Raw genomic sequence first — 18717 nt, forward strand, 5'->3', positions numbered from 1 at the left:
TGCGGGCTTGCGCGGTCGCGCGTCGACGAGAGACCCGAATCCGACGCCCTCAGGCGTCGCCGGGGAACTCCTGGAAGAGCGTCTCGAAGTCCTCGGTCTCGCCCAGGTCCGAGACCGTCCGGTCGGCCTCCTCGCGGAGGTCCTCGACCTCCGATTCGAGCCGCTGGTACTCCTCGCTGTCCTGGAGTTCGACGAAGTCCTTCTCGGCTTCGAGGGCGGCCTTCTTCGAGGCGAGCGAGAAGAACTCCCGCATCCGCTCGTCGTAGCTCTCGCGGTCGAGCATCCGCTCGGCCGCGCCGTGGAGGTCGTCCAGCATCACCGGCTTGGTCAGGTAGTCGTCGAACGGCATCTCGACGATGTCGAAGTCCGGGTCGACTGCCGTCACCATCACGACCCGACAGTCGAGTTGCCGCTCGCGCAGCGCTTCGAGCACCTCGTCGCCGTTCATCTCCGGCATCTGCCGGTCGAGGAAGACGATGTCGACCGCGTCGTCCGCCTCTTCGAGCGCCTCCCGCGGGCCGTACGCTGTCCGGACCTCGTACTCCTCCGACAGCCAGGTCGAGTAGAGGTCCGCGATGTCGCGCTCGTCGTCGACGACGAGTACGATTTCCTCCCCGGAGTTGCTCTTGGACGGTGTCATCGTGGAGTCACGCGGTTCGCGTTCGGACTATCGAGTATCGTGCAAACCACCGTATAAATCCACCCCATTGATTATCACGTGTGAGAACTTGACGGCGAGGGAGGCGGTGTCCGCCGGGCGTCGGGATGGCCGCGGTGGGGCGCGGTATCGACGGCGTTATGGTGCGAGTGTCCAGAGATCCGTCGATGGACCGAACGTCCGACGACCCCCGACGGATCCGGACGCTGGCGGTGTCCGCCGAGGACGTGGTCGCCGCCTTGGAGGCCCGGATCCAGCGGGACCGGCCGGTGGTGTTGCGGGCGACACCGCCGTTCAGCGGCCGGATGCGCGCTCGCCTCCACGTCGCCGCGGGCGAGTACGACGGGACGCCCCGGCCGCTCCACGTCGACCCGGCGGCGCTACTCGACGACGCGGCCCCCTCGTACCCTCGGCCGGCCGAGACCGAGGACGCCCTCCGCGCGGATCCCGACGCGGAGTACACCGTCGAGCGCCACCACGACCGCCACGAGACCGCCGTGGCGACCTGGCGCGAGACGGTCGTCGACCACGTCCGCGACACCGCGACCGTCGAAACGCCCCGGGGCCCCCACGAGGTCGACGTGACGGTCCTCGGCTGAACCGCCTCTCCGGAGCCGTACGTTCGCCAACGGATGGCACTGGACACGTCAACCGACCGACGAGACGGGCGGAGCGGTCTCGATAAAACGTCTCGCGGCTTCTCGTTCGTCGATGAAACGACACCGGGACGCGTAAAACGACCACTACGCGCGCCGCGAGCGCGTGAAACGTTGTGAAATCACCGGAAGGCTCGGACGGTTATAAGGTAATACCGCGATATCGTGGAAGTACGAGGTGCCCCGTATGTCAAGTCGCACGTCCGGTCTGACGCCCTCGATCGACACGGCCGACATCGCCGTCCCGGATGTCGGCAGGAGCGTCGTCGCACCGATCACGGCCACCGCCTTCTGGGCGGCCGTCGCACTCCCGTTCCTCCACCTGCCGCTGTTGCTGGCGACCGGGCTGTCCGCCGAGCCCTACACCGACGCGTTCCTCGCCCTGCTGGCGCTGAACGTCGTCGCGCTGCTCGTCGGCCACCCCCACTACCGGGACTGACCGGCGAGCGGTCGCCCGGTCCCCTCCAGCCGGACGGCCGCCCCGCCGGTCGGCCACTCCTCGGAACCGCCGACCGCGACCCATCACCGGCGTTCCTCGCGGCCGGACAGCGCCGTTCGCAGCCGTGGGATCTCCCGTCTGAGCGCCTGCCGCTTGATCAGGGCGAACCCGAGGAAGATACAGCAAAAGCCCGCCGCGGTCCAGGCGTCGACGACCTCCTCCAGGAACAGGAAGCCGGTGACCGCAGCGAACAGCGGCGCGACGTAGGAGACGAGGTTGATCTCGACCGGACCGAGCCGCTCCAGCAGGTCGAAGTAGACGAGGAAGCCGACCGCGCTCGACCCGACCGAGAGGTACGCCAGCGACCACAGCGCGGTCGGCGACCACGTGATCGCCGCGAACGACTCCCCCAGGCCGAGACTGACGAGGTGCATCAGGCCGGCGCCGCCGAGCATCGACCACGCCTCCATCGTCTCGATCTCGACGCCGGCGTCGACGTAGGTGGTGAGGACGCTCCCCAGCGCGAAGGATAGCGCCGCGGCGAACACGAGCAGTTGCGGCAGCGTCTCGCTGCTCAGCAGCGTCGCCGGATCCGGCTGGGCGACGGCTGCGACGCCGACCAACCCGAGCACGATACCGGCGACGCCGACGGCCGACAGCCGCTCGTCGGGGAGCAGGCCGCGGGCGAACACCGTCGTCAGCACGGGCGAGAGGCTGACGATGACCGCGGCGGCGGCGCTGGTCGTCCCCTGCTCGCCGACGAACAGGAAGGCGTGGTAGGCGGCGATCAGCAGCGCCGCGCCGACGGCGACGGTCGCCCACTCGTCGCGCCCCCGCGGGTACGGACTGTCGGCCCGCAGCGCCGCGTAGCCGAGCATCACGACGCCGGCCACGTCGTAGCGCAGCGCCGCGAACAGGACCGGCGGGAACGCCGACAGTCCGGCCTTGATCGCTGCGAACGCCGAGCCCCACAGCGCCGACAGCGCCAGGAACAGCCCCAGGTTCCGGTACGTGGACACGGTCCGAGGTTCGGACGGCCGACCCTGAACCTTTCGGGTCCGGTCCGTCCCGGTCTCTCGACGGCGGACCGGCCGAAACCGGACGACCGGGGTGGGACCGGCTCCCGAATCCCCCGTACGTTTAAATTACCGTACCACCAAGGGGTCGTATGGCCGCATACGGCCGGCCGACGCTTCGGGACCTGTTCGACGAGGCACCGACGCCCCACATCGCGCACCCGCCGCGGACACACCACCGGGACTTCTATCTCGCCACCGACGGCTCCTACCGGGCCGCCGGCGGCACCGCGCCGGGCGACGACGCCCGCGAGTTCACCGGCGGGCTCGGCGTCGTCATCGAGACCCGCGACGGCGAGCGCGTCGCGCGGCTGTCGGTGCCGAACCGCGCCCCCGACAACAACGTCGCCGAGTACCGGGCGCTACACCTCGGGCTCGACGTGCTCGCCGCCCGCTCGCCGGCGGACGCGAGCGTCGGCGTGCTCATCGACCACGACACGCTCGCCGAGAACGTCAACGCGACGGTCCTGACCGAACGGGACCCGGAGCTGGAGCCGACCCACTCGGTGACCCATCCGCCCGCCATCGGCCTCCACTGGCGCGGCATCAACTCGCGCCTGCGCGACTTCGCGGAGATCCGCGCCGCCCGCATCGACAGCGGGTACAACCCCGCCCACCCGCTCGCCAACGCCCCCGACGAGTACGCCCACGTCAACGGCGAACCCGACCGCTGTCTGCTCCCCGACGACCCCGCCACGGCCGGCGACGACCGCTACCCGCCGCCCTCGCGCGCCGACCGCGGCAGCGCGAGCGACTAGTCGCGGTCGTCCCCGTCGTCGTACAGCTTTCCGACCGACCGCTCCCAGCTGTGCCGAGCCAGTCCGCCCCCGCCCGCGAACCGGCCGAGGTACTGCTCGCGGGGGATCGGTCCCCACCAGTCGCCGTCCGCTGCGCGGAGGTGCCGGACCCACTTCACCGTCAGGGCCGCCCAGAGGACCGCGAAGACGACCGACCAGACCGCGCCGTTCGGGCGCGGGACGGTGACGCCGAGCGCGACGAGTCCCTTCCAGAGCGCGAACGCTCCGACGAACAGCACCGCGAACGCGAACGAACCGGACAGCAGATACTGGTACGCCAGCGTCGGCCACCCCGAGATATCGACCGTCTTCTCCATCGTCCCGATCGACTCGGAGACGGCACGTATGCCTTGTGTCGCGCGGGGCTGTTCGGCGGGAACCGCCCGTCACTCCGGGCGCTGAGCGATCAGCGACAGCAGCTTTTCGGCGTCCCTGATCTTCTTGCGCCGCAACTGCTCGCCGTAATCCGGCTCGTCCAGACCCTCCAGCGCGTTGATCGCGCGGTCGAGACCCCTGATCTCGTCGACGAGCGCCTCGCCCTCCTCGCGGGTGATGTCCCCGTCGGCGATCCGTTGTTTGCGCGACAGCCGCTCGCGCTGGAGTCGCCGCTTGGTCTCCTCGATGCGCTCCCGTTCGGACTCGGGAACGCCCTCCAGACGCTTGCACTCGAAGACGAACTCCCGGAGCGGCAGTTCCTCCCCCTCGACGGTGACCGTCTCGGGGATCCGTTCGCCGATGGTCCCGGACTGGCGCCGCGTCGCGTCGAGTAGCCGCTGGCGCTCGCGGTCGTTCACCGACCGCCACCTCCCGGCTGTTCCGACCGTTCGCGGACCGTCCCGTCGAGCCGACACTCGATGGATAGTTCGCCCGTCACGGGCGGATCTACCGGTGGACGGGACGTAAGCGATCGGAGCAGCGCGTTGCTCCAATTCCTCTGACAGGAGAGTAGCGTTTAGTCGCCGGAGTCCGAACGCCGCCCATGGGCGCGGAGTCGAGCCCGACGGAGACGTTCGAGTTGGTGAGCAACGACACGCGGCTGGCCATCCTCCGGGCGCTCGCCGAGGCGTTCCGCGAATCGCCGATCGAGCCGTTCGTCGCGTACAGTGACCTCCGCGATCGGGTCGGCGTCCGCGACAAGGGGAACTTCAACTACCACCTCGACCGCCTCGAAGACCTCGTGACCGAGGGGTCGGAGGGGTACGCCGTCACCAGCGTCGGCCTGGCGGTCGTCTCCGCCGTCGCCTCCGGGCGCCTCGACCCCGGATGGACCTGGGGGCCCCGGGAAGTCCCGGGTGCGTGTTCCTTCTGCGGCGACGCGCTCGTGCTGCGCTACGAGAACGGCCATCTCCTGCTCACCTGCGGCGTCGACGACCACGCCCTGCTGTTCCCGGTTTCGCCGAGCCTCCTCGACGGCCACGAGGGCGACGCGCTAGTCGAACGCGTCGCCGTCGCGCTCTCCCAGCAGGCCGAACGGATCCGCCGCGGCATCTGCCCCGAGTGCGAGGGCGACCTGACGCCCGGGGTCGTCCCCGAGCCCAAGCCCGAACAGGACGGCCACTTCTTCCACGGCGACTGCCGGCGCTGCGGCTTCCAGCACGGGTTCCCCGTCGGGGCGGCCGCCCTCTCCCAGCCCGCGGTTCTCGCCGCCTTCGACGCCCGGGACGTGGACCTCCGGGCGACGCCTTTCTGGACGCTGGCGTGGTGTCGCGTCGGCGCGGAGACGGTCGTCGGCGAGGATCCGCTCCGGGTCCGCGTGGACGCGCGACTGCCGGACGAGACGCTCGCAGTCACGCTGGACGGCGACGCGGCCGTCGTTTCGACGGAACGGCGGGACGGCCGAAAATAGAGACGGAATCGGCGCCCCGGCGCCGAAGACGGACGCTTACTCCTCTTCCTGTTGCTGGGCGTCGACGACGGCGGCTGCGCCCAGGTTGACGATGTCTTTCACTTCGTCGCCGCGCTGGAGGACGTGGACGGGCTTGTCCATGCCGACCAGCATCGGGCCGATGGCGTCGGCGCCGCCCAGCCGCTGGAGGAGCTTGTAGCCGATGTTGCCGGCTTCGAGGTTCGGGAACACGAGGACGTTCGCCGGGTCCTCCAGGTCGGCGAAGTCGTAGGTGCCGTTGAGGATGTCCTCGACGACGGCGGTGTCGGCCTGCATCTCCCCGTCGACCGGGAAGTCGACCTCGGGGTCGTCGTGGAGGTCGCCCACGGCGTCGCGGAGCTTCGCGGTGCCCTCGTTCTCGACGCTGCCGAAGTTCGAGTACGACAGCAGGGCGGCACGGGGCTCGACGTTGAAGTCGCGCGCGAGGTTGGCGGTGTGTTTGGTGACCTCCGAGAGGACGTTCGAGTCGGGGTCGAGGTTGACCGTCGTGTCCGCGCAGAAGACGACCTGGTTCTTGAACGCGAGCATGTAGACGCCGGCCGCGTAGTCGGCGTCGGGCGCCGTGCCGATGACCTCCAGCGGCGGGCGCAGTGCCGAGGGGTAGTGGTGCGTGAGCCCGGTCAGCATCGCGTCGGCGTCGTCCCGCTCGACCATCACGCTGGCGAGGTAGTTGGTGTCGTTCTCGACGAGCTCGGCGGCCTCGCTGCGGGTGATGCCCTTGCGGCGGCGCAGCTCGTAGAGCCGCTCGGCGTACTCCTCGTAGTCGCCGTTCTCGGGGTCGACGACCTCCGGTTCGAACTCCAGACCGAGGTCGGCCCGAGTACTTTCGATCTCCTCGCGTTCGCCGATGAGGACGGGCTCGGCGATGCCCTGCTCCTGGAGCTGGAAGGCGGCGCGGATCATCTTCTCGTTTGCGCCCTCCGCGAGTGCGAGTCGCTTGGGGTCGCTCTGTGCCTTGTTCAGCACCACGCGCATCATCTCGCGGGACTTGCCCAGCCGCGCTTCGAGCGTTTCGACGTACTCGTCGACGTCGAGTTCGGCCCTGGCAGCACCGGAGTCCATCGCTGCCTGCGCGACTGCGGGCGCGACCTCGAAGAGGACGCGCGGGTCGACGGGCTTGGGGATGATGTACTCCGGGCCGAACTGCAGCGGCTGGTCGCCGTAGGCCTTGACGACCTCGTCGGGCACGTCCTTGCGGGCGAGCTCGGCCAGGGCCTCAGCCGCGGCTCGCTTCATCTCCTCGTTGATGTCCGTGGCGCGAACGTCCAGCGCCCCGCGGAAGATGAAGGGGAACCCGAGCACGTTGTTGACCTGGTTCGGGTAGTCCGAGCGGCCCGTCCCCATGATGACCGTGTCCTCGCGGGCGTTCTTGGCGTCCTCGTAGGTGATCTCCGGGTCGGGGTTGGCCATCGCGAAGATGATCGGGTTCTCGTTCATCGACCGGACCATCTCCTGGTCGACGATGCCGCCGATCGACAGGCCGACGAACACGTCGGCGTCGTCCATCGCGTCCGCCAGGTCGCCCTCGGGCACGTCGCGGGCGAACTCCCGCTTGTACTCGTTGACGTCGCCGGCCTCGGCGCGCTCCTCGGTGATGATCCCCGAGGAGTCACACAGCAGGATGTTCTCCTTCTTCGCGCCCAGCGAGACGTAGAAGCGGGCGGTCGCGATGGCGCTGGCGCCGGCTCCGGAGAAGACGATCCGCATGTCTTCGAGGCTCTTCCCGGATATCTCGGCGGCGTTGAGCAGGGCAGCCCCGGAGATGATAGCGGTGCCGTGCTGGTCGTCGTGGAAGACGGGGATGTCCATCCGCTCACGGAGCTCCTTCTCCATCCGGAAACACTCCGGTGCGCTGATGTCCTCCAGGTTGATCCCGCCGAAGGTCGGCTCCATCGCGGCGACGGCGTCGATGAAGGCCTGGGTGTCCGTCTCGTCGAGCTCCACGTCGAAGACGTCGATGTCGGCGAAGCGCTTGAACAGGACGCCCTTGCCCTCCATCACGGGCTTTGAGGCCTGCGCGCCGATGTCGCCCAGCCCGAGGACGGCCGAGCCGTTCGAGATGACCCCGACCATGTTCCCCTTCGCCGTGTACTCGTAGGCGTCGGCCGGGTTCTCGTCGATCTCCAGGCAGGGCGCCGCCACGCCGGGCGAGTACGCCAGCTGCAGATCCCGCTGGGTGTTGGTCGGTTTCGTCGTCGCGATCTCCAGTTTGCCGGGCGGTTCCGTCCGGTGATACTCCAGTGCGTCCTCGTCGAGTCCCATACGTGATCCGCGGACGGCCCGGGCAAAAACTTTCGCGTTTGGCCAAATGACGGGAAGTTGTTCGCTGTTCGTCGAACTCCCGAAGCCGAGGATTTCACCGTCGAGAGGCCGCGAAGCTGGATCCGGATGCAGAGAACCGTTCGGTGACCGGGAACGCGACGGGGACTCCGTTCACCCGCGGCCGACTGCACGGGTTCGGCTCCCGGCCCGGCTCCGACCGAGTTCGCCCGGAACGGCGGTCGATCGCCGGGCGAGGCCGCGACGAAATGAGGGGAGTGAAGTCCGTGCGGGACGAACCGGCGCGCATGACCCGTCGCTTCCGCACCCTCGCGGGCGTCACGACGGCGCTGACGTTCGTCCTCATCCTGCTCGGTCTGCACACCGGCTCGACCGGCGGCGGCCTCTCCTGCGGGACCCGGTGGCCGCTGTGCAACGGCTGGATGGGACTGTTCCCGGCCAACTGGGCGAGCTTCTTCGAGTGGTTCCACCGCTTCGTCGCGATGGTCGTCGGCTTCCTGCTGCTGGGCTGGCTCTACGGCGCCTGGCGCTGGCAGGACGACCGCCGCGTCCGCTACGCCGTCACCGCCGCGATCGCCGTCCTCCCCGTCCAGATCCTCCTCGGCGGCGTCACCACGACCGCCGGCGGGCTGTTCCCCCGCGGGTTCAACCCCGCGATCATGACCGCCCACTTCACCACTGCGACGGTCATCTTCGCGCTCCTCGTCTACGCGACCGCCCGGATCTACGGCGCCCCCGGCGTCCAGTGGGTCCGCACGCTGGCCGGCCTCGCCGGCGGGCTCGTCGCCTTCCACGCGGTCTTCGAGTTCGTCCCCGTCTTCGGCCACCAGCCGACCAACCAGGTCGCCTACTACGCCGCCTCGTTCGCCCTGCTCGCCGCGTTCGTCGTCCTGCTCGTCTGGAGCGAGTCCGCCGTCGACCCCGCGAACCTCCTGCGGTTCCGCGCGGTCGCCGCTGCCGGGGCCGCCGTCCTCTACGTCGACATGGTGCTGAGTCGCCACCTCTGGGGCGTCCCCGACACCGTCGGAACCGCGACGACGTTCCTCCTCGCTGCCCTCGTCGTCGGTCTCGCCGTCGTCACGGACCGCACCGTCGCCGACTCCGGCGGCTTCGGCACCCAGCGCGTCGACTGACGACGGTACCGCTCCGCCGACCTCACGCCCAACAGACATTTGTCGTCGGCCGACCGACGCTCACTCGATGGTCCCCGACGTCGTCGACTACGCGCTGGTCGTCGCGTACCTCCTCCTGCTCGGACTGCTCGCGGTCCGGTACCGGCGGGGTGAGATAGCGGGCCGGCGGCTGACGCTCTCCACCGGAATGTGTCTCACGTGGCTCGCCTACGGGCTGATCCAGGTCTCCGGCGCCGCCCCGGTCGTCAACGGAACGGCCCTGCAGTACGGTCTCGGCGCGCTCGCGCTCCTCTGTCTCGTCGCCGGGGTCTACCTCTCGTACCGCGGCTGGCGCAGCGGGGACGGCGCGGACGCGGCCGCGGCGAGCGGGTGACCGGCCGGCCGCAACACACTTGCCGCCGGCGGGTCATCCGTTCGATATGTCGCTCCGCGCGATCGTCGTCCTGAACGTCGCGTTTCTCCTGGCCGCTCCGCCGCTGTTCGTCGCTCTCCGGCGTCGCCGCGGCGGGATGCCCGCGTGGAAACGGCCGTTCGCCGCGGGGATCTACCTGACCGTCCTCGCCGCCACGGTCGTCGAAGTGACCGACGCGACTCCGGTCGCGTCGTCCCCGCGACTCGCGCTCGCGCTCGACGCCCTGGCCGCCCTCGCGGCGGTGGTCGGGATCGCCCTCGTCGGCCGTTCCTGGCGGGTGCGGCGCCGGTCGGGCGACCCCGCGCCGGCCGAGTAGCCCTACATGAAGTCGGTGAGCCCCGACTGGGAGTCGTCGTCCGTATCGCCCTCGTCCGCGGCGTCGCCGCCCTCGTCGGCCGGCTCGCTCCCGTCGGCCCCGTCCAGCGCCGCCTGCGCGGGGTCGACGGCGGGCTCGTCGGCGCCGTCGCTCCCGTCGCCGTCGCCCTCGTCGCTCTCGCCGGTGCGGGCGTCGTCGAAGGCGCCGCCGGCGTTCTCGACCGCCGTCTCCTCGCGCAGCCGCTCGGCGTCCTCGACGATCGACTGGACCTTGTTGGTGCCCTCGCCGCTACCGGTGATAAAGGAGACGTGCTCGGCGTCCAGCTCGTACTTCGCGGCCATCGCGACGGTCAGCTCGCGGTTCTTGCAGTGGTGGGTCATCACCGAGAGGTGGGGCAGGATCTCCCGGCGGGCGGTCGACATACTGACGCCCCCGGCCTCGGCGATCCGCCGGGCGACGTAGTCGCGCTTGTTCCGGGTCCCCCGCGAGCGCCCGAGCTTCGACCAGTAACTCGGCGGGCCGTAGCGGGTCCACCCGCCCTTGGGCTCGCGGCGGGCGGCCGCCACGCCGGCGGTCATGTTGTCGGTCGCGTAGCGCCAGAACGTGTAGTTCTGCGTCGCGCGCACCCGGCCGAGCCAGCGGTCGGCGTTCGAGAGAAAGTCGTAGGCGACCGCCAGCTCCTCGCCCTCGTAGTCTTTGGGCATATTGTCCTCGATCCAGTTGATCAGGTCGTCCGGCGTCTCGTCCACGTCGTACGACGCTTTCAGCGCCTCCTCGGCACCCGCCTCCTTGATCACGGTGTCGAGGTAGTCGAACACGCCCTCCGTCTTGTCGCGTTCGCCGGTGACCACGTCGTCGGCGCCGATGCGGTCCCGCCCCTCGGCCATCGCCTGGAGGTCCTTGATCGCGCCCCGCAGGTCGCCGCTGTTCATCTCCGCGATCTGGTCGAGCGCTTCGTCGTCGTACTCGACGCCCTCCTTGCGACACAGATCCCGGAGGACGGGGACGATGGAGCGCTTGGACACGTCCCGGAACTCGATCTCCCGGCAGGCGTTGCGGAGGCCCGACGACATCTCGTAGAAGTCGTTGGCGATGAGGATCATCGGCTGGCTGGCCTCCTTGACCAGCGAGGTGATCGCCGCCGACCCGCCCCGGTCGACGTTGCCGTGGAGGTTGTCGGCCTCGTCTAAGATGACGACGCGGCGGCCGGCCTCGCCGGCGGTGAGCGTCCCCGACTTCGCGGCCTCGCCGGCGACCCGCTCGATCACGTCCTTCGTCCGCGAGTCCGAGGCGTTGAGTTCGATGGTCGCCCACCCCTTGTCGCTGGCGAGGGCGTGGGCCGCGGAGGTCTTGCCGATCCCCGGCGACCCGTGGAGCACGACCGCCTCGCGGTGGTCCTCCCAGGTGTCGGCCCACTCCTGCAGGGCGTCGCGGGCCTTGTCGTTGCCGCGGATCTCGTCGAGCGACGAGGGCCGGTACTTCTCCGTCCAGTCCATTGGAAGAAGACAGGCGTGTGAGGGGGTTAGTGGTTTCGAAGCTACCGCCACCGGTCCAGCCAGACGAGTTCGCCGCGTATCTCCTCGGGCGGATAGTGAGCGAAGACGCGTTCGAGCGTTCGCACGGCGCCTTCCGGGTCGTCCCGGAGATAGTTCGAGTCGGTGTAGACCACGAGTCCCGCGTGGTCGACCGCGTCGGTCAGTTCGCCCGAGAAGTCTTTCTTGTCGTGAGTGATCAGGACGTGACCGTTGTCGCCACAGTACCGGAGTAGCCGTCCGTCGTCGGTCGCTTCACCGAAGACATCGTTCGCTTCGACGACCTCGTGACCGTTCGACCGGAGCGTCGTGATAAACACGCTCGGGACGTGTTCGTCCGTCAGGACGGACATCGTCACTTCGCAGGTTCGGGCGGGGAGAGCGACCGCTCACGGAGCGTCGCGGCGGCCGATTCCTGTGCAGCCCGCACCTCGCGCATCTCCTCCGGGTGTTCGTGGTAGTACGCCAGCGCCGAATACACCTCACCGAGCGAGATATCGAGCTGGTCCGCCACGTCGACGGGCGGATGGTCCCCCTCCACGACCAGCTCGTAGACGTGCAGGACGCTGACCCGAGTGCCCTCGATTCGAGGGTCACCGCCGAGGACGCCTTCGGTTCGAACGATATCGGCCATCGGTACTGTCTACTCCCTGTTCAGGTATAAACTTCCGGCCGCGGATTGGCGTCTCTCGCGGTCGGCCTATCTACCGACCCCGTCCAGCCCTTCCTTGCGTGCTCGATCCCGGAGTTCGCCGGCCGGCTCGTCGACGTCCGCGAACTCCTCCTTGAGGGCGTCGAGCGGGTCGTCGGCAACCGGGACGAGTTTGATGCCGTCGTGTAGTTCGACGACCCAGTAGCGGTCGCCGTACCGCTCCCGGGTCTCCTCCGGCAGCGTCAACCTGCCCGTGTCGTCCAGCGTCGCCTCGGGCATATCCATACGTTGGCTGGGATCGTTGAATAATCTTCTCACGGGCCTGATTTCGACCCACTGGAGACGCAGTTCCCACCGGGGCGCTGGCCATCAGAGCGACCCGCCACGCGTCCGCCGGCGCGCCGGTTTTCCGGCCGTGGACCCAACGGGCGACATGGTCACGTTCGGCGGCGCGCGCGAGTTCGGAACCCGCGTGTATCGGGACTTCTCGGAGAAGAACGTGACGTTCATGGCCGCCGGGCTGGCGTACAACGCCTTCGTCTCGCTGGCGCCGCTGTTGCTCCTTTTGTTCGTCGTGCTCTCGGTCATCGGCGGCGGGCTGGAGGAGCGGGTCGTCGAAGCCTCGGAAGCCTGGCTCCCCGGTCCCATCGCCGATATCGTCGCGCAGTTGTTCGCGGGAGACGCCGCCACGGGCGGCGCGTCGGTCGTCGGCCTCGTCGTCCTCGTGTGGGGGGCGCTGAAGATCTTCCGCGGGCTCGACACCGCGTTCTCGGAGATCTACGAGACCGAGTCGGACAACGGCTTCACGGACAAGCTGCGCGACGGCGTCGCCGTTCTGGTCGCGCTCGTGGTGGCCGTCCTCGCGACCGTCGGCGTCAGCGCCGCGTTCGCCGCCTTCTCGGACACCGTCCCCTTCCTCGGACTGGCGACGCCGCTGGTGCTGGTCGCCGGACTGGTCCTCGCCTTTTTCCCGATGTACTACGTCTTCCCCGACACGGACCTCGGCTGGGAGGACGTGTTGCCGGGGACTGTGTTCGCCGCCGTCGGCTGGGCGGCCTTCCAGAGCCTCTTCCAGGTGTACCTCGCCTTCAGCGACCCCGGGTCGAGCAGCTTCTTCGGCGGCGTCATCGTCGTCGTCACCTACCTCTACTTCACCGCGCTGGTACTCCTGCTCGGCGCGGTGATAAACGCCGTGCGGGGCGGCCACGCATCGGGCCGGCCCGGCGGGGTCGGCCGGGGCGCGGGCGGCTTCGAGCGGAAGCGCCGGGAATCGCTAGACCGCGCGGAACTCGACGCGTACCTCCGCGGGCTGGACGAACAGCTCACCGCCCGGTACGAGGCCGCCGGGGCCGACCCCGACCGGGAGCGCCGACCGAAACCGAGCGGCGAAGTCGACCTCGTGGAGTACGCGGCGGGCGACGGCGACCAGCGCCGGTGGACGGTCGAACTGAGCTGGCCCGCGCCGAGCACCGGAGCCGACGGCGACCCGCCCGGAGGCGACCGGACCAGCGACGCCGACCCCCGCGGTCGCCCGGACCGGGCGGACGACTGAGCTCGGTCGGCGCGGCGACACTCAGCAGTCGTCGTCAACGGCGATCCGGCCGCGGAGTTCGTGTTCCGACGCCGGGCTGATCGTGATACCGGCCTCGTCGAACCGTCGTCTGACCCGGCGGGCGAACGCGGACCTGGCTTCGAACACCTCGGGCTGGCGGGCGTCTTCGAGCCAGAAGTGGGCGCGCAGGCGGACCACTCCGTCGCCGAGTTCGTCGACGAACGCGACCGGTTCCGGCCGGTCGGCGACGCCGTCGAGGCCGCGCGCGGCGGATTCGAGGATCGCGGTCGCCCGCTCGGGGTCGTCGCCGTAGTCGACGCCGACCCGCTCGACGACGCGGTAGCGGTCGCGGCCGAACGGGCGGGTGATCGCCCCGCTCGTCAGAACGGTGTTGGGGACGGTCACGAGCGCGCCGTCCGGGCTCTCGACGCGGGTAACCCGGAGCGTGATCCCCTCGACGGTGCCTTCGCCGCCCTCCCACTCGATGTAGTTGCCGACGCTGAACTCGGGGTCGAACACGAGGACGAGCCCGCTGACCAGCGAGCCGACGACGGTCTGGGCGGCGACGCCGACCGCGAGCGTCGCCGCCGCCACGACCAGCGCCGACCCCGTGAGGACGTTCGTGAGTCCGGCCATCCCGGCGCCGACGACGGCCGCGAGCACGAGGACGAACACGCGAACGTAGCGGGTGATGGCGTCCTGCATCGTGGGGTTGCCCCGGTTGCGACGCCGGACGGCGCGGCTGACCGCGGGCTCGACGAGGAACCACCCGACGACGACGACGACGGCCGCCCCGAGGAGGAACCACGCGGCGCGGACGACCGCCGGCGCGAGTTCGACGAGCTCCTCCGGGCCCACCCCGGGCGTCGGTGTCGGCGTTCCGGGCGTCGGCGTCTCGGCCTGTCGAGAAACGGGCGCGGCGGGCGCGACCATGACGGGCGGTCGGCCGCCACGTCCAAAGGTAGCCGCCGCGTACCGCGGTTCGCCGCCCGGGCCCCGCCGTGTGAGCGGCGCGCGGTCCGCCCGCGCCCCGCTCGGTCGGGCGCCGACCGCTCCAGAAAGCACTTTCCGCGGGCCCCGGACGATAGGGGTGTATGGTAGACACGGATGCGAAGCGAGCGGCCGGTCGCGGGCTGGCAGGGGGCCTCGCCGCCTGGACACTCGGGTACCTCGTCGTGTACCTGCTGCACGGGAGTTCGATCCAGAACTCCGTCGGGTCCGACCTGCTGGAGGTGTTCACCGGCGAGCCGGTCACCTGGAAGCTCGTCGGGTGGCTGTTCTACAACGCCCACAACGTCGCCGTGCAGGTGTCGCTGCTCGGCCAGCGGTCGGTGAACCTGGTCGCCGGCGCCGAGGAGGCGGCGCTGACCGTCCTGTTCCTGGTACCGCCGGTCCTGCTGGCCCTCGCCGGCGCGGTGGCCGCCTGGAACACCGCCGCGGAGCCGACGACGGCCGCGCGCAACGGGGCCGCCGTCGCGCTGGGCTACCTCCCGCTGTCGGCCGCCGGCGCCGTCCTGTTCGCGATCGGGAGCGGCGACGGCCCGTCGGCCGGTCCCGCGCTCGTGACCGCAGTCCTGCTCGCGGGCGCGGTGTACCCCCTCGTCTTCGGCGCGGTCGGCGGCCTCGCCGGCGGGCACTTCTCGGCCGAGTAAGCCGGTGTCGCCCCTGAACGGGGCGGCGACAGCGGCGGACTGCACGCTCCCGACGGTTCGATACGCTTTTGTCGACAGTCGTCGATGATGGGTCAAATGGGCCAGGGACAGCGTCGCGAACTGGCGGAGAAGATCGCGGGCGAGATCGCGCTGAGCGACGACCCCGGCGGCACCCTCCGGAAGTGGCGCACCGACTTCGAGGTCGCCCAGACGGAGCTGGCCGACGAACTCGGCGTCTCCCCGTCGGTCGTCTCCGACTACGAGAGCGGGCGCCGCGAGAGCCCGGGGATCGGCGTCGTCAAGCGGACCGTCGAGGCGCTGTTGGCCATCGACGAGCGCCGCGGCGGCAGCCACATCCGCCAGCACGCCCGCGTCCTCTCGGCGGGGTTCGACGCCGACATCGTCCACGACCTCCGGGAGTACGCCGCCGCCGTCCCCATCGGCGAGTTCTACGACGCCATCGGCGCCACCGAGATCGTCTCCGGCGCCCAGGAGACCGTCGCCGGCCACACCGTCATCGACAGCATCCAGGCCATCTCTCGCCTGTCCTCCGAGGAGTTCTACCGCCTCTACGGCCAGTCGACCAACCGCGCGCTGGTCTTCACCAACGTCACCAGCGGCGAGGGCGCCATGGTCGCCCTGCGCGTGTTGAACCCGACGCCCAACGCCGTCGTCCTCCAGGGCCTGGACGACGAGAGCGTCTGGGAACACGCCGGCGACCTCGCCCGCATGGACGGCTACTCGCTGGCCGCCTGTCCGACCGACCTCGACGAGATGCTCGCCCGCGTGCGCGAACTGCCGTAGCGTAGCGCGGGCGTTCGGACAGGTACACGGGAGTTCGGACCGACTGACGTGGCAGACGATCACACGCCGGAGGAACGCTGAAGGGACTCGCCGGCGTCCCGGCGGGCATGAGCGGACCGGCGTTCATGGCGGCCGAGCGGGTGACCTTCCACCCGGTCGAGGAGAGCGACCTGGAGTTCTTCCGCGACCTGATCAACCACCCCGAGGTGCGCGAGGGGTTGGCGGCGACCGAACCGGTCAACATGACCGACGAACGCGAGTGGTTCGAGTCGCTCGGCGAGGACGGGGTCCAGTTCTGCCTCCGCGCCGACGGCGAGCGCGTCGGTACGGTCAGTTTCCGGCAGTTCAGCGAGGAGTGGGGGACGACCGAACTCGCCTACTTCTTCCACCCCGACCACTGGGGAAACGGCTACGCGACCGAGGCCGTTCGACGGATGACGACCTACGGCTTCGAGGAGCGCCGCCTCGGGAAGGTCTGGGCGCGCGTCCTCGCGTTCAACGACGCCTCGACCCGCGTGCTGGAGAAGGCGGGGTTCGAGCACGAGGCGACGCTCCGGGGCCAGGCGTTCGCCCGCGGCGAGCGCGTCGACGTCGAGCGGTACGGCGCCCTCGCCGACGAGTGGGCCGACGGCGACGGGGCCGCCCCCGAGGGATGACGGCCCCTGCCTTCCTCCGCGGCGACGGCGTGACCCTCTACCCCACCGAGGACGAGGACGCCGAGTTCTGCGCCGACCTGGTCAACGACCCGCGCGTCCGCCGCAGCCTCTCGATCGCCCGCCCGAAGCGGGCCGACGCGGAACGCGAGTTCCGCGTCGACAGCGACGACGACGTGGTCCCGTTCGTCGTTCGCGTCGCGGACGACGCCGACGGCTCCGGCGACGAGGACAGCCACGGCGACGAACTCCGCTACGGCCTGCTCGAATCGGAGCGGTGAGCGGCCGACGACTCAGCGCCGCTCGACCGCCGGGTCGTAGCCGCCCGAGTCCGTCTCGGTCACGTTACCGGTCGCCGTCGCCGTCTCGGTCCCGCCGGTCGACCGGACGGCCGTCCCGTCGGGCCGCAGCACCCACCACACGTCGTTCGCCCCCTGGCCGTTCGCGTCCCCGGGTCCCTCGTCGCTGGCGAAGTAGTACAGCGGCCACCCGTTCGCGGCGACCTGCAGGGAGCCGTCCTCGCGCTCGAAGGTCGTCAGCTCCGCCGACACGTTCGGCCCCGCCGTCGCCGTGGACTCGTCCGCGACGGTCAGCGGCGGCCACGCCTCGGCGCACCCGCCGTCGCACGTGCTCGCTCGCTCCCCCCGGGTGTCCGAGTCGAAGTTGTACAGGGTCATCCCCTCGCTGTCGACCAGTATCTCGCCGAGGTCGGGGTGGGAGCCGATCCGAACGAGCGGAGAGTCGCCGTCCGCTTCCGTCCCCTGCCCGGGCGGTTCGGTCGGCGCGTCCGTCGGTGTCGCCGCGGTCGTCCCCCGGGCGCCACCTGCACCGCCGTCGCCCCCCTCCTCGCCGCCGGGCGAGTCCGTCGCGTCGCTCTCCCCGGTACAGCCGGCGATGGCGGCGGTCGATACCGTTGCGGCCAGCACCTCCCGTCTCGTGTGTCGCATGGTCCGACCGACACGGGTAGCACAGTTGATGTTTTTCCGGACTCGGTCCGGAATCTCTCCGGGGTACAACCGAGCTAGCTCCGGAGTCGCCGGCCGCCTACAGGCCCAGTTCCCGCCCGAGGACGAGCCGCTGGATCTCGCTGGTCCCCTCGCCGATCTCCATGAGCTTCGCGTCGCGGAAGAAGCGCTGGGGCGCGAAGTCCGTGGTGTAGCCGTAGCCGCCGAGCACCTGCACGGCGTCCTCGGCGACCTCGCGAGCGATCTCCGAGGCGTCGAGCTTCGCCATCGACGAGAGGCGCGTCACGTCCTCGCCCTCGTCGTAGGCCACGGCCGCCTTGTGGGTCAACAGCCGCGCCCGCTCGATCTTGCGGTCCATCGCGACGAGCATGTCCCGGACGGCGTCGAACTCGCCGATGGGCTGGCCGAACTGCTCGCGCTCCTTGGCGTACGACAGCGCCGCCTCGAAGGCCCCCTGCGCGAGCCCCACGGAGAGGGCGGCGATGGAGATGCGGCCGCCGTCCAGCGTCTTCTTCGTCTGGTCCCACCCCTCGCCGGGCGCGCCGAGCAGGCGGTCCTCGGGCACGCGGAGGTCCGAAAGCTGGAGTTCGCAGGTCGGGGAGGCGTTCAGCCCCATCTTGTCCCACACCGTCGTCACCTCGAAGCCGTCGTCGTCCGGGTCGACGACGAACGTCGAGATGCCGTCGTAGCCCGCGCCCGGCTCCGTCACGGCCTTGACGAGCACTGACCCCGCGACGTTGGCGTTCGTGATGAACTGCTTCGTCCCGTTCAGCACCCACTCGTCGCCGTCCCGCTCGGCGGTCGTCTCCATGTCCGAGGCGTCGGACCCAGAGCCCGGTTCGGTCAGCGCCCACGCGCCCAGCTGCTCGCCGGTCGCGAGCGGTTCGAGCCACCGCTCCTTCTGTGCCTCCGTTCCGAACAGCTCGATGGGTTTGCTCCCCAGCGAGACGTGGGCGGCGTAGGAGAGCCCGATCGACCCGGACACCCGCCCCAGTTCCTCCGTGACGAGCGCGTACATCAGCTGGTCGCCGCCGAGCCCGCCGTACTCCTCCGAGACGGGGACGCCCATCACGTCCAGTTTCGCCAGTTCGTCGAACACCTCCGCCGGGAAGCGGTGGTCGTCCTCGATCTCCTGGGCGATAGGCTCGATCTCCTCGTCGCAAAAGTCCCGCACCGTGTCGCGGATCATCCGGTGCTCCTCGGAGGGAGTGAAGTCCATACGCAAATATTGCCGGCGGCGAGAATAAAGGCTGTG

General features: G+C 70.2%; 24 protein-coding genes. 12 read left to right on the top strand and 12 right to left on the bottom strand.

Annotation, left to right across the window (positions count from 1 at the left end; genetic code table 11):
• Positions 1-49: 49 nt before the first annotated feature.
• Positions 50-640, bottom strand: a complete 591-nt coding sequence (locus tag ACMGFI_RS11775) for a HalX domain-containing protein (RefSeq protein ID WP_436909829.1) — start codon at positions 638-640, stop codon at positions 50-52.
• A gap of 185 nt (positions 641-825) precedes the next feature.
• On the opposite strand from ACMGFI_RS11775, the gene ACMGFI_RS11780 reads away from it, so the two are divergent.
• Together ACMGFI_RS11780 and ACMGFI_RS11785 are read left to right on the top strand one after the other, a co-directional pair.
• Entirely contained in the window at positions 826-1257 is a 432-nt protein-coding gene (locus tag ACMGFI_RS11780; RefSeq protein WP_436909830.1) for a DUF8009 family protein, read from the top strand.
• Positions 1258-1501: 244 nt separating this feature from the next.
• A complete protein-coding gene (locus ACMGFI_RS11785; RefSeq protein WP_436909831.1) occupies positions 1502-1753 on the top strand; it encodes a DUF8028 family protein in 252 nt (83 codons plus the stop codon).
• A gap of 83 nt (positions 1754-1836) precedes the next feature.
• On the opposite strand, the gene ACMGFI_RS11790 is transcribed toward ACMGFI_RS11785, so the two are convergent.
• The gene (locus ACMGFI_RS11790) at positions 1837-2772 is read right to left on the bottom strand and encodes a DMT family transporter (protein ID WP_436909832.1); all 936 of its coding nucleotides are present in this window, start codon (positions 2770-2772) and stop codon (positions 1837-1839) included.
• 149 nt (positions 2773-2921) lie between these two features.
• On the opposite strand from ACMGFI_RS11790, the gene ACMGFI_RS11795 reads away from it, so the two are divergent.
• Entirely contained in the window at positions 2922-3587 is a 666-nt protein-coding gene (locus ACMGFI_RS11795; protein ID WP_436909833.1) for a ribonuclease H family protein, read from the top strand.
• Here the strand turns inward: ACMGFI_RS11795 and ACMGFI_RS11800 are convergent.
• Both ACMGFI_RS11800 and ACMGFI_RS11805 read right to left on the bottom strand, forming a co-directional pair.
• Entirely contained in the window at positions 3584-3943 is a 360-nt protein-coding gene (locus ACMGFI_RS11800; RefSeq protein ID WP_436909834.1) for a hypothetical protein, read from the bottom strand. The two genes, ACMGFI_RS11795 and ACMGFI_RS11800, sit on opposite strands and share 4 nt — an antisense overlap.
• Positions 3944-4012: 69 nt before the next feature.
• The gene (locus tag ACMGFI_RS11805) at positions 4013-4420 is read right to left on the bottom strand and encodes a DUF5788 family protein (RefSeq protein WP_436909835.1); all 408 of its coding nucleotides are present in this window, start codon (positions 4418-4420) and stop codon (positions 4013-4015) included.
• A 185-nt stretch (positions 4421-4605) separates the two neighbouring features.
• Between ACMGFI_RS11805 and ACMGFI_RS11810 the strand changes: the two genes are divergently transcribed.
• A complete protein-coding gene (locus tag ACMGFI_RS11810; protein WP_436909836.1) occupies positions 4606-5472 on the top strand; it encodes a DUF7351 domain-containing protein in 867 nt (288 codons plus the stop codon).
• Positions 5473-5508: 36 nt separating this feature from the next.
• On the opposite strand, the gene ACMGFI_RS11815 is transcribed toward ACMGFI_RS11810, so the two are convergent.
• Entirely contained in the window at positions 5509-7773 is a 2265-nt protein-coding gene (locus tag ACMGFI_RS11815; RefSeq protein WP_436909837.1) for an NADP-dependent malic enzyme, read from the bottom strand.
• Between the two features lie 305 nt (positions 7774-8078).
• On the opposite strand from ACMGFI_RS11815, the gene ACMGFI_RS11820 reads away from it, so the two are divergent.
• The 3 genes from ACMGFI_RS11820 (at position 8079) to ACMGFI_RS11830 (ending at position 9652) form a co-directional block, all read left to right on the top strand.
• Positions 8079-8924: a COX15/CtaA family protein gene (locus ACMGFI_RS11820; RefSeq protein ID WP_436909838.1), complete on the top strand. Its 846-nt coding sequence runs from the start codon at positions 8079-8081 to the stop codon at positions 8922-8924.
• A 67-nt stretch (positions 8925-8991) separates the two neighbouring features.
• On the top strand, positions 8992-9297 hold the full coding sequence (locus tag ACMGFI_RS11825; RefSeq protein ID WP_436909839.1) for a hypothetical protein: 306 nt from the start codon (positions 8992-8994) through the stop codon (positions 9295-9297).
• Between the two features lie 46 nt (positions 9298-9343).
• Complete coding sequence (locus ACMGFI_RS11830; RefSeq protein WP_436909840.1) at positions 9344-9652, top strand: hypothetical protein; 309 nt, start codon at positions 9344-9346, stop codon at positions 9650-9652.
• Between the two features lie 2 nt (positions 9653-9654).
• Here the strand turns inward: ACMGFI_RS11830 and ACMGFI_RS11835 are convergent, their stop codons facing one another.
• The 4 genes from ACMGFI_RS11835 to ACMGFI_RS11850 form a co-directional block, all read right to left on the bottom strand.
• Positions 9655-11148: a replication factor C large subunit gene (locus tag ACMGFI_RS11835; RefSeq protein ID WP_436909841.1), complete on the bottom strand. Its 1494-nt coding sequence runs from the start codon at positions 11146-11148 to the stop codon at positions 9655-9657.
• 41 nt (positions 11149-11189) lie between these two features.
• Complete coding sequence (locus tag ACMGFI_RS11840; protein WP_436909842.1) at positions 11190-11537, bottom strand: DUF5615 family PIN-like protein; 348 nt, start codon at positions 11535-11537, stop codon at positions 11190-11192.
• A gap of 2 nt (positions 11538-11539) precedes the next feature.
• Positions 11540-11818, bottom strand: coding sequence for a DUF433 domain-containing protein (locus ACMGFI_RS11845; protein ID WP_436909844.1), 279 nt, complete (start codon positions 11816-11818; stop codon positions 11540-11542).
• Positions 11819-11884: 66 nt separating this feature from the next.
• On the bottom strand, positions 11885-12115 hold the full coding sequence (locus ACMGFI_RS11850; RefSeq protein ID WP_436909845.1) for an AbrB/MazE/SpoVT family DNA-binding domain-containing protein: 231 nt from the start codon (positions 12113-12115) through the stop codon (positions 11885-11887).
• A 154-nt stretch (positions 12116-12269) separates the two neighbouring features.
• Here ACMGFI_RS11850 and ACMGFI_RS11855 point away from each other — a divergent pair, with 154 nt between their 5' ends.
• Positions 12270-13388, top strand: coding sequence for a YihY/virulence factor BrkB family protein (locus tag ACMGFI_RS11855; RefSeq protein ID WP_436909847.1), 1119 nt, complete (start codon positions 12270-12272; stop codon positions 13386-13388).
• Positions 13389-13409: 21 nt separating this feature from the next.
• On the opposite strand, the gene ACMGFI_RS11860 is transcribed toward ACMGFI_RS11855, so the two are convergent.
• Positions 13410-14321, bottom strand: a complete 912-nt coding sequence (locus tag ACMGFI_RS11860; protein WP_436909848.1) for a mechanosensitive ion channel family protein — start codon at positions 14319-14321, stop codon at positions 13410-13412.
• 161 nt (positions 14322-14482) lie between these two features.
• Between ACMGFI_RS11860 and ACMGFI_RS11865 the strand changes: the two genes are divergently transcribed.
• The 4 genes from ACMGFI_RS11865 (at position 14483) to ACMGFI_RS11880 (ending at position 16778) form a co-directional block, all read left to right on the top strand.
• Positions 14483-15040, top strand: coding sequence for a DUF7978 family protein (locus ACMGFI_RS11865; RefSeq protein WP_436909849.1), 558 nt, complete (start codon positions 14483-14485; stop codon positions 15038-15040).
• Between the two features lie 96 nt (positions 15041-15136).
• Positions 15137-15844 carry a helix-turn-helix domain-containing protein gene (locus tag ACMGFI_RS11870; RefSeq protein WP_436909850.1) on the top strand — a complete coding sequence of 236 codons (708 nt, stop codon included), beginning with the start codon at positions 15137-15139 and terminating at the stop codon, positions 15842-15844.
• A gap of 107 nt (positions 15845-15951) precedes the next feature.
• On the top strand, positions 15952-16500 hold the full coding sequence (locus ACMGFI_RS11875) for a GNAT family N-acetyltransferase (RefSeq protein ID WP_436909851.1): 549 nt from the start codon (positions 15952-15954) through the stop codon (positions 16498-16500).
• Positions 16497-16778 carry a GNAT family N-acetyltransferase gene (locus tag ACMGFI_RS11880; protein WP_436909852.1) on the top strand — a complete coding sequence of 94 codons (282 nt, stop codon included), beginning with the start codon at positions 16497-16499 and terminating at the stop codon, positions 16776-16778. Before ACMGFI_RS11875 ends, ACMGFI_RS11880 begins: the two co-directional genes overlap by 4 nt.
• A 12-nt stretch (positions 16779-16790) precedes the next feature.
• Here ACMGFI_RS11880 and ACMGFI_RS11885 read toward each other — a convergent pair whose 3' ends face one another.
• Together ACMGFI_RS11885 and ACMGFI_RS11890 are read right to left on the bottom strand one after the other, a co-directional pair.
• Complete coding sequence (locus ACMGFI_RS11885; RefSeq protein ID WP_436909853.1) at positions 16791-17444, bottom strand: COG4315 family predicted lipoprotein; 654 nt, start codon at positions 17442-17444, stop codon at positions 16791-16793.
• A gap of 97 nt (positions 17445-17541) precedes the next feature.
• Positions 17542-18681 (bottom strand): acyl-CoA dehydrogenase family protein, encoded by a 1140-nt coding sequence (locus tag ACMGFI_RS11890; RefSeq protein ID WP_436909855.1) that lies wholly within the window; start codon positions 18679-18681, stop codon positions 17542-17544.
• Between the last annotated feature and the right edge of the window lie 36 nt (positions 18682-18717).

The sequence above is a fragment of the Halosimplex marinum genome (assembly GCF_051414075.1).
GTDB classification, from domain to species: Archaea; Halobacteriota; Halobacteria; order Halobacteriales; family Haloarculaceae; genus Halosimplex; species Halosimplex marinum.

What these genes read in the sequence shown, in the direction of transcription:
- ACMGFI_RS11775 (WP_436909829.1), bottom strand. Translation starts at nt 640, where the DNA reads ATGACACCGTCCAAGAGCAACTCCGGGGAGGAAATCGTACTCGTCGTC.
- ACMGFI_RS11780 (WP_436909830.1), top strand. Translation starts at nt 826, where the DNA reads ATGGACCGAACGTCCGACGACCCCCGACGGATCCGGACGCTGGCGGTG.
- ACMGFI_RS11785 (WP_436909831.1), top strand. Translation starts at nt 1,502, where the DNA reads ATGTCAAGTCGCACGTCCGGTCTGACGCCCTCGATCGACACGGCCGAC.
- ACMGFI_RS11795 (WP_436909833.1), top strand. Translation starts at nt 2,922, where the DNA reads ATGGCCGCATACGGCCGGCCGACGCTTCGGGACCTGTTCGACGAGGCA.
- ACMGFI_RS11800 (WP_436909834.1), bottom strand. Translation starts at nt 3,943, where the DNA reads ATGGAGAAGACGGTCGATATCTCGGGGTGGCCGACGCTGGCGTACCAG.
- ACMGFI_RS11810 (WP_436909836.1), top strand. Translation starts at nt 4,606, where the DNA reads ATGGGCGCGGAGTCGAGCCCGACGGAGACGTTCGAGTTGGTGAGCAAC.
- ACMGFI_RS11815 (WP_436909837.1), bottom strand. Translation starts at nt 7,773, where the DNA reads ATGGGACTCGACGAGGACGCACTGGAGTATCACCGGACGGAACCGCCC.
- ACMGFI_RS11820 (WP_436909838.1), top strand. Translation starts at nt 8,079, where the DNA reads ATGACCCGTCGCTTCCGCACCCTCGCGGGCGTCACGACGGCGCTGACG.
- ACMGFI_RS11825 (WP_436909839.1), top strand. Translation starts at nt 8,992, where the DNA reads ATGGTCCCCGACGTCGTCGACTACGCGCTGGTCGTCGCGTACCTCCTC.
- ACMGFI_RS11830 (WP_436909840.1), top strand. Translation starts at nt 9,344, where the DNA reads ATGTCGCTCCGCGCGATCGTCGTCCTGAACGTCGCGTTTCTCCTGGCC.
- ACMGFI_RS11835 (WP_436909841.1), bottom strand. Translation starts at nt 11,148, where the DNA reads ATGGACTGGACGGAGAAGTACCGGCCCTCGTCGCTCGACGAGATCCGC.
- ACMGFI_RS11840 (WP_436909842.1), bottom strand. Translation starts at nt 11,537, where the DNA reads ATGTCCGTCCTGACGGACGAACACGTCCCGAGCGTGTTTATCACGACG.
- ACMGFI_RS11845 (WP_436909844.1), bottom strand. Translation starts at nt 11,818, where the DNA reads ATGGCCGATATCGTTCGAACCGAAGGCGTCCTCGGCGGTGACCCTCGA.
- ACMGFI_RS11850 (WP_436909845.1), bottom strand. Translation starts at nt 12,115, where the DNA reads ATGCCCGAGGCGACGCTGGACGACACGGGCAGGTTGACGCTGCCGGAG.
- ACMGFI_RS11855 (WP_436909847.1), top strand. Translation starts at nt 12,270, where the DNA reads ATGGTCACGTTCGGCGGCGCGCGCGAGTTCGGAACCCGCGTGTATCGG.
- ACMGFI_RS11860 (WP_436909848.1), bottom strand. Translation starts at nt 14,321, where the DNA reads ATGGTCGCGCCCGCCGCGCCCGTTTCTCGACAGGCCGAGACGCCGACG.
- ACMGFI_RS11865 (WP_436909849.1), top strand. Translation starts at nt 14,483, where the DNA reads ATGGTAGACACGGATGCGAAGCGAGCGGCCGGTCGCGGGCTGGCAGGG.
- ACMGFI_RS11870 (WP_436909850.1), top strand. Translation starts at nt 15,137, where the DNA reads ATGGGCCAGGGACAGCGTCGCGAACTGGCGGAGAAGATCGCGGGCGAG.
- ACMGFI_RS11875 (WP_436909851.1), top strand. Translation starts at nt 15,952, where the DNA reads ATGAGCGGACCGGCGTTCATGGCGGCCGAGCGGGTGACCTTCCACCCG.
- ACMGFI_RS11880 (WP_436909852.1), top strand. Translation starts at nt 16,497, where the DNA reads ATGACGGCCCCTGCCTTCCTCCGCGGCGACGGCGTGACCCTCTACCCC.
- ACMGFI_RS11885 (WP_436909853.1), bottom strand. Translation starts at nt 17,444, where the DNA reads ATGCGACACACGAGACGGGAGGTGCTGGCCGCAACGGTATCGACCGCC.
- ACMGFI_RS11890 (WP_436909855.1), bottom strand. Translation starts at nt 18,681, where the DNA reads ATGGACTTCACTCCCTCCGAGGAGCACCGGATGATCCGCGACACGGTG.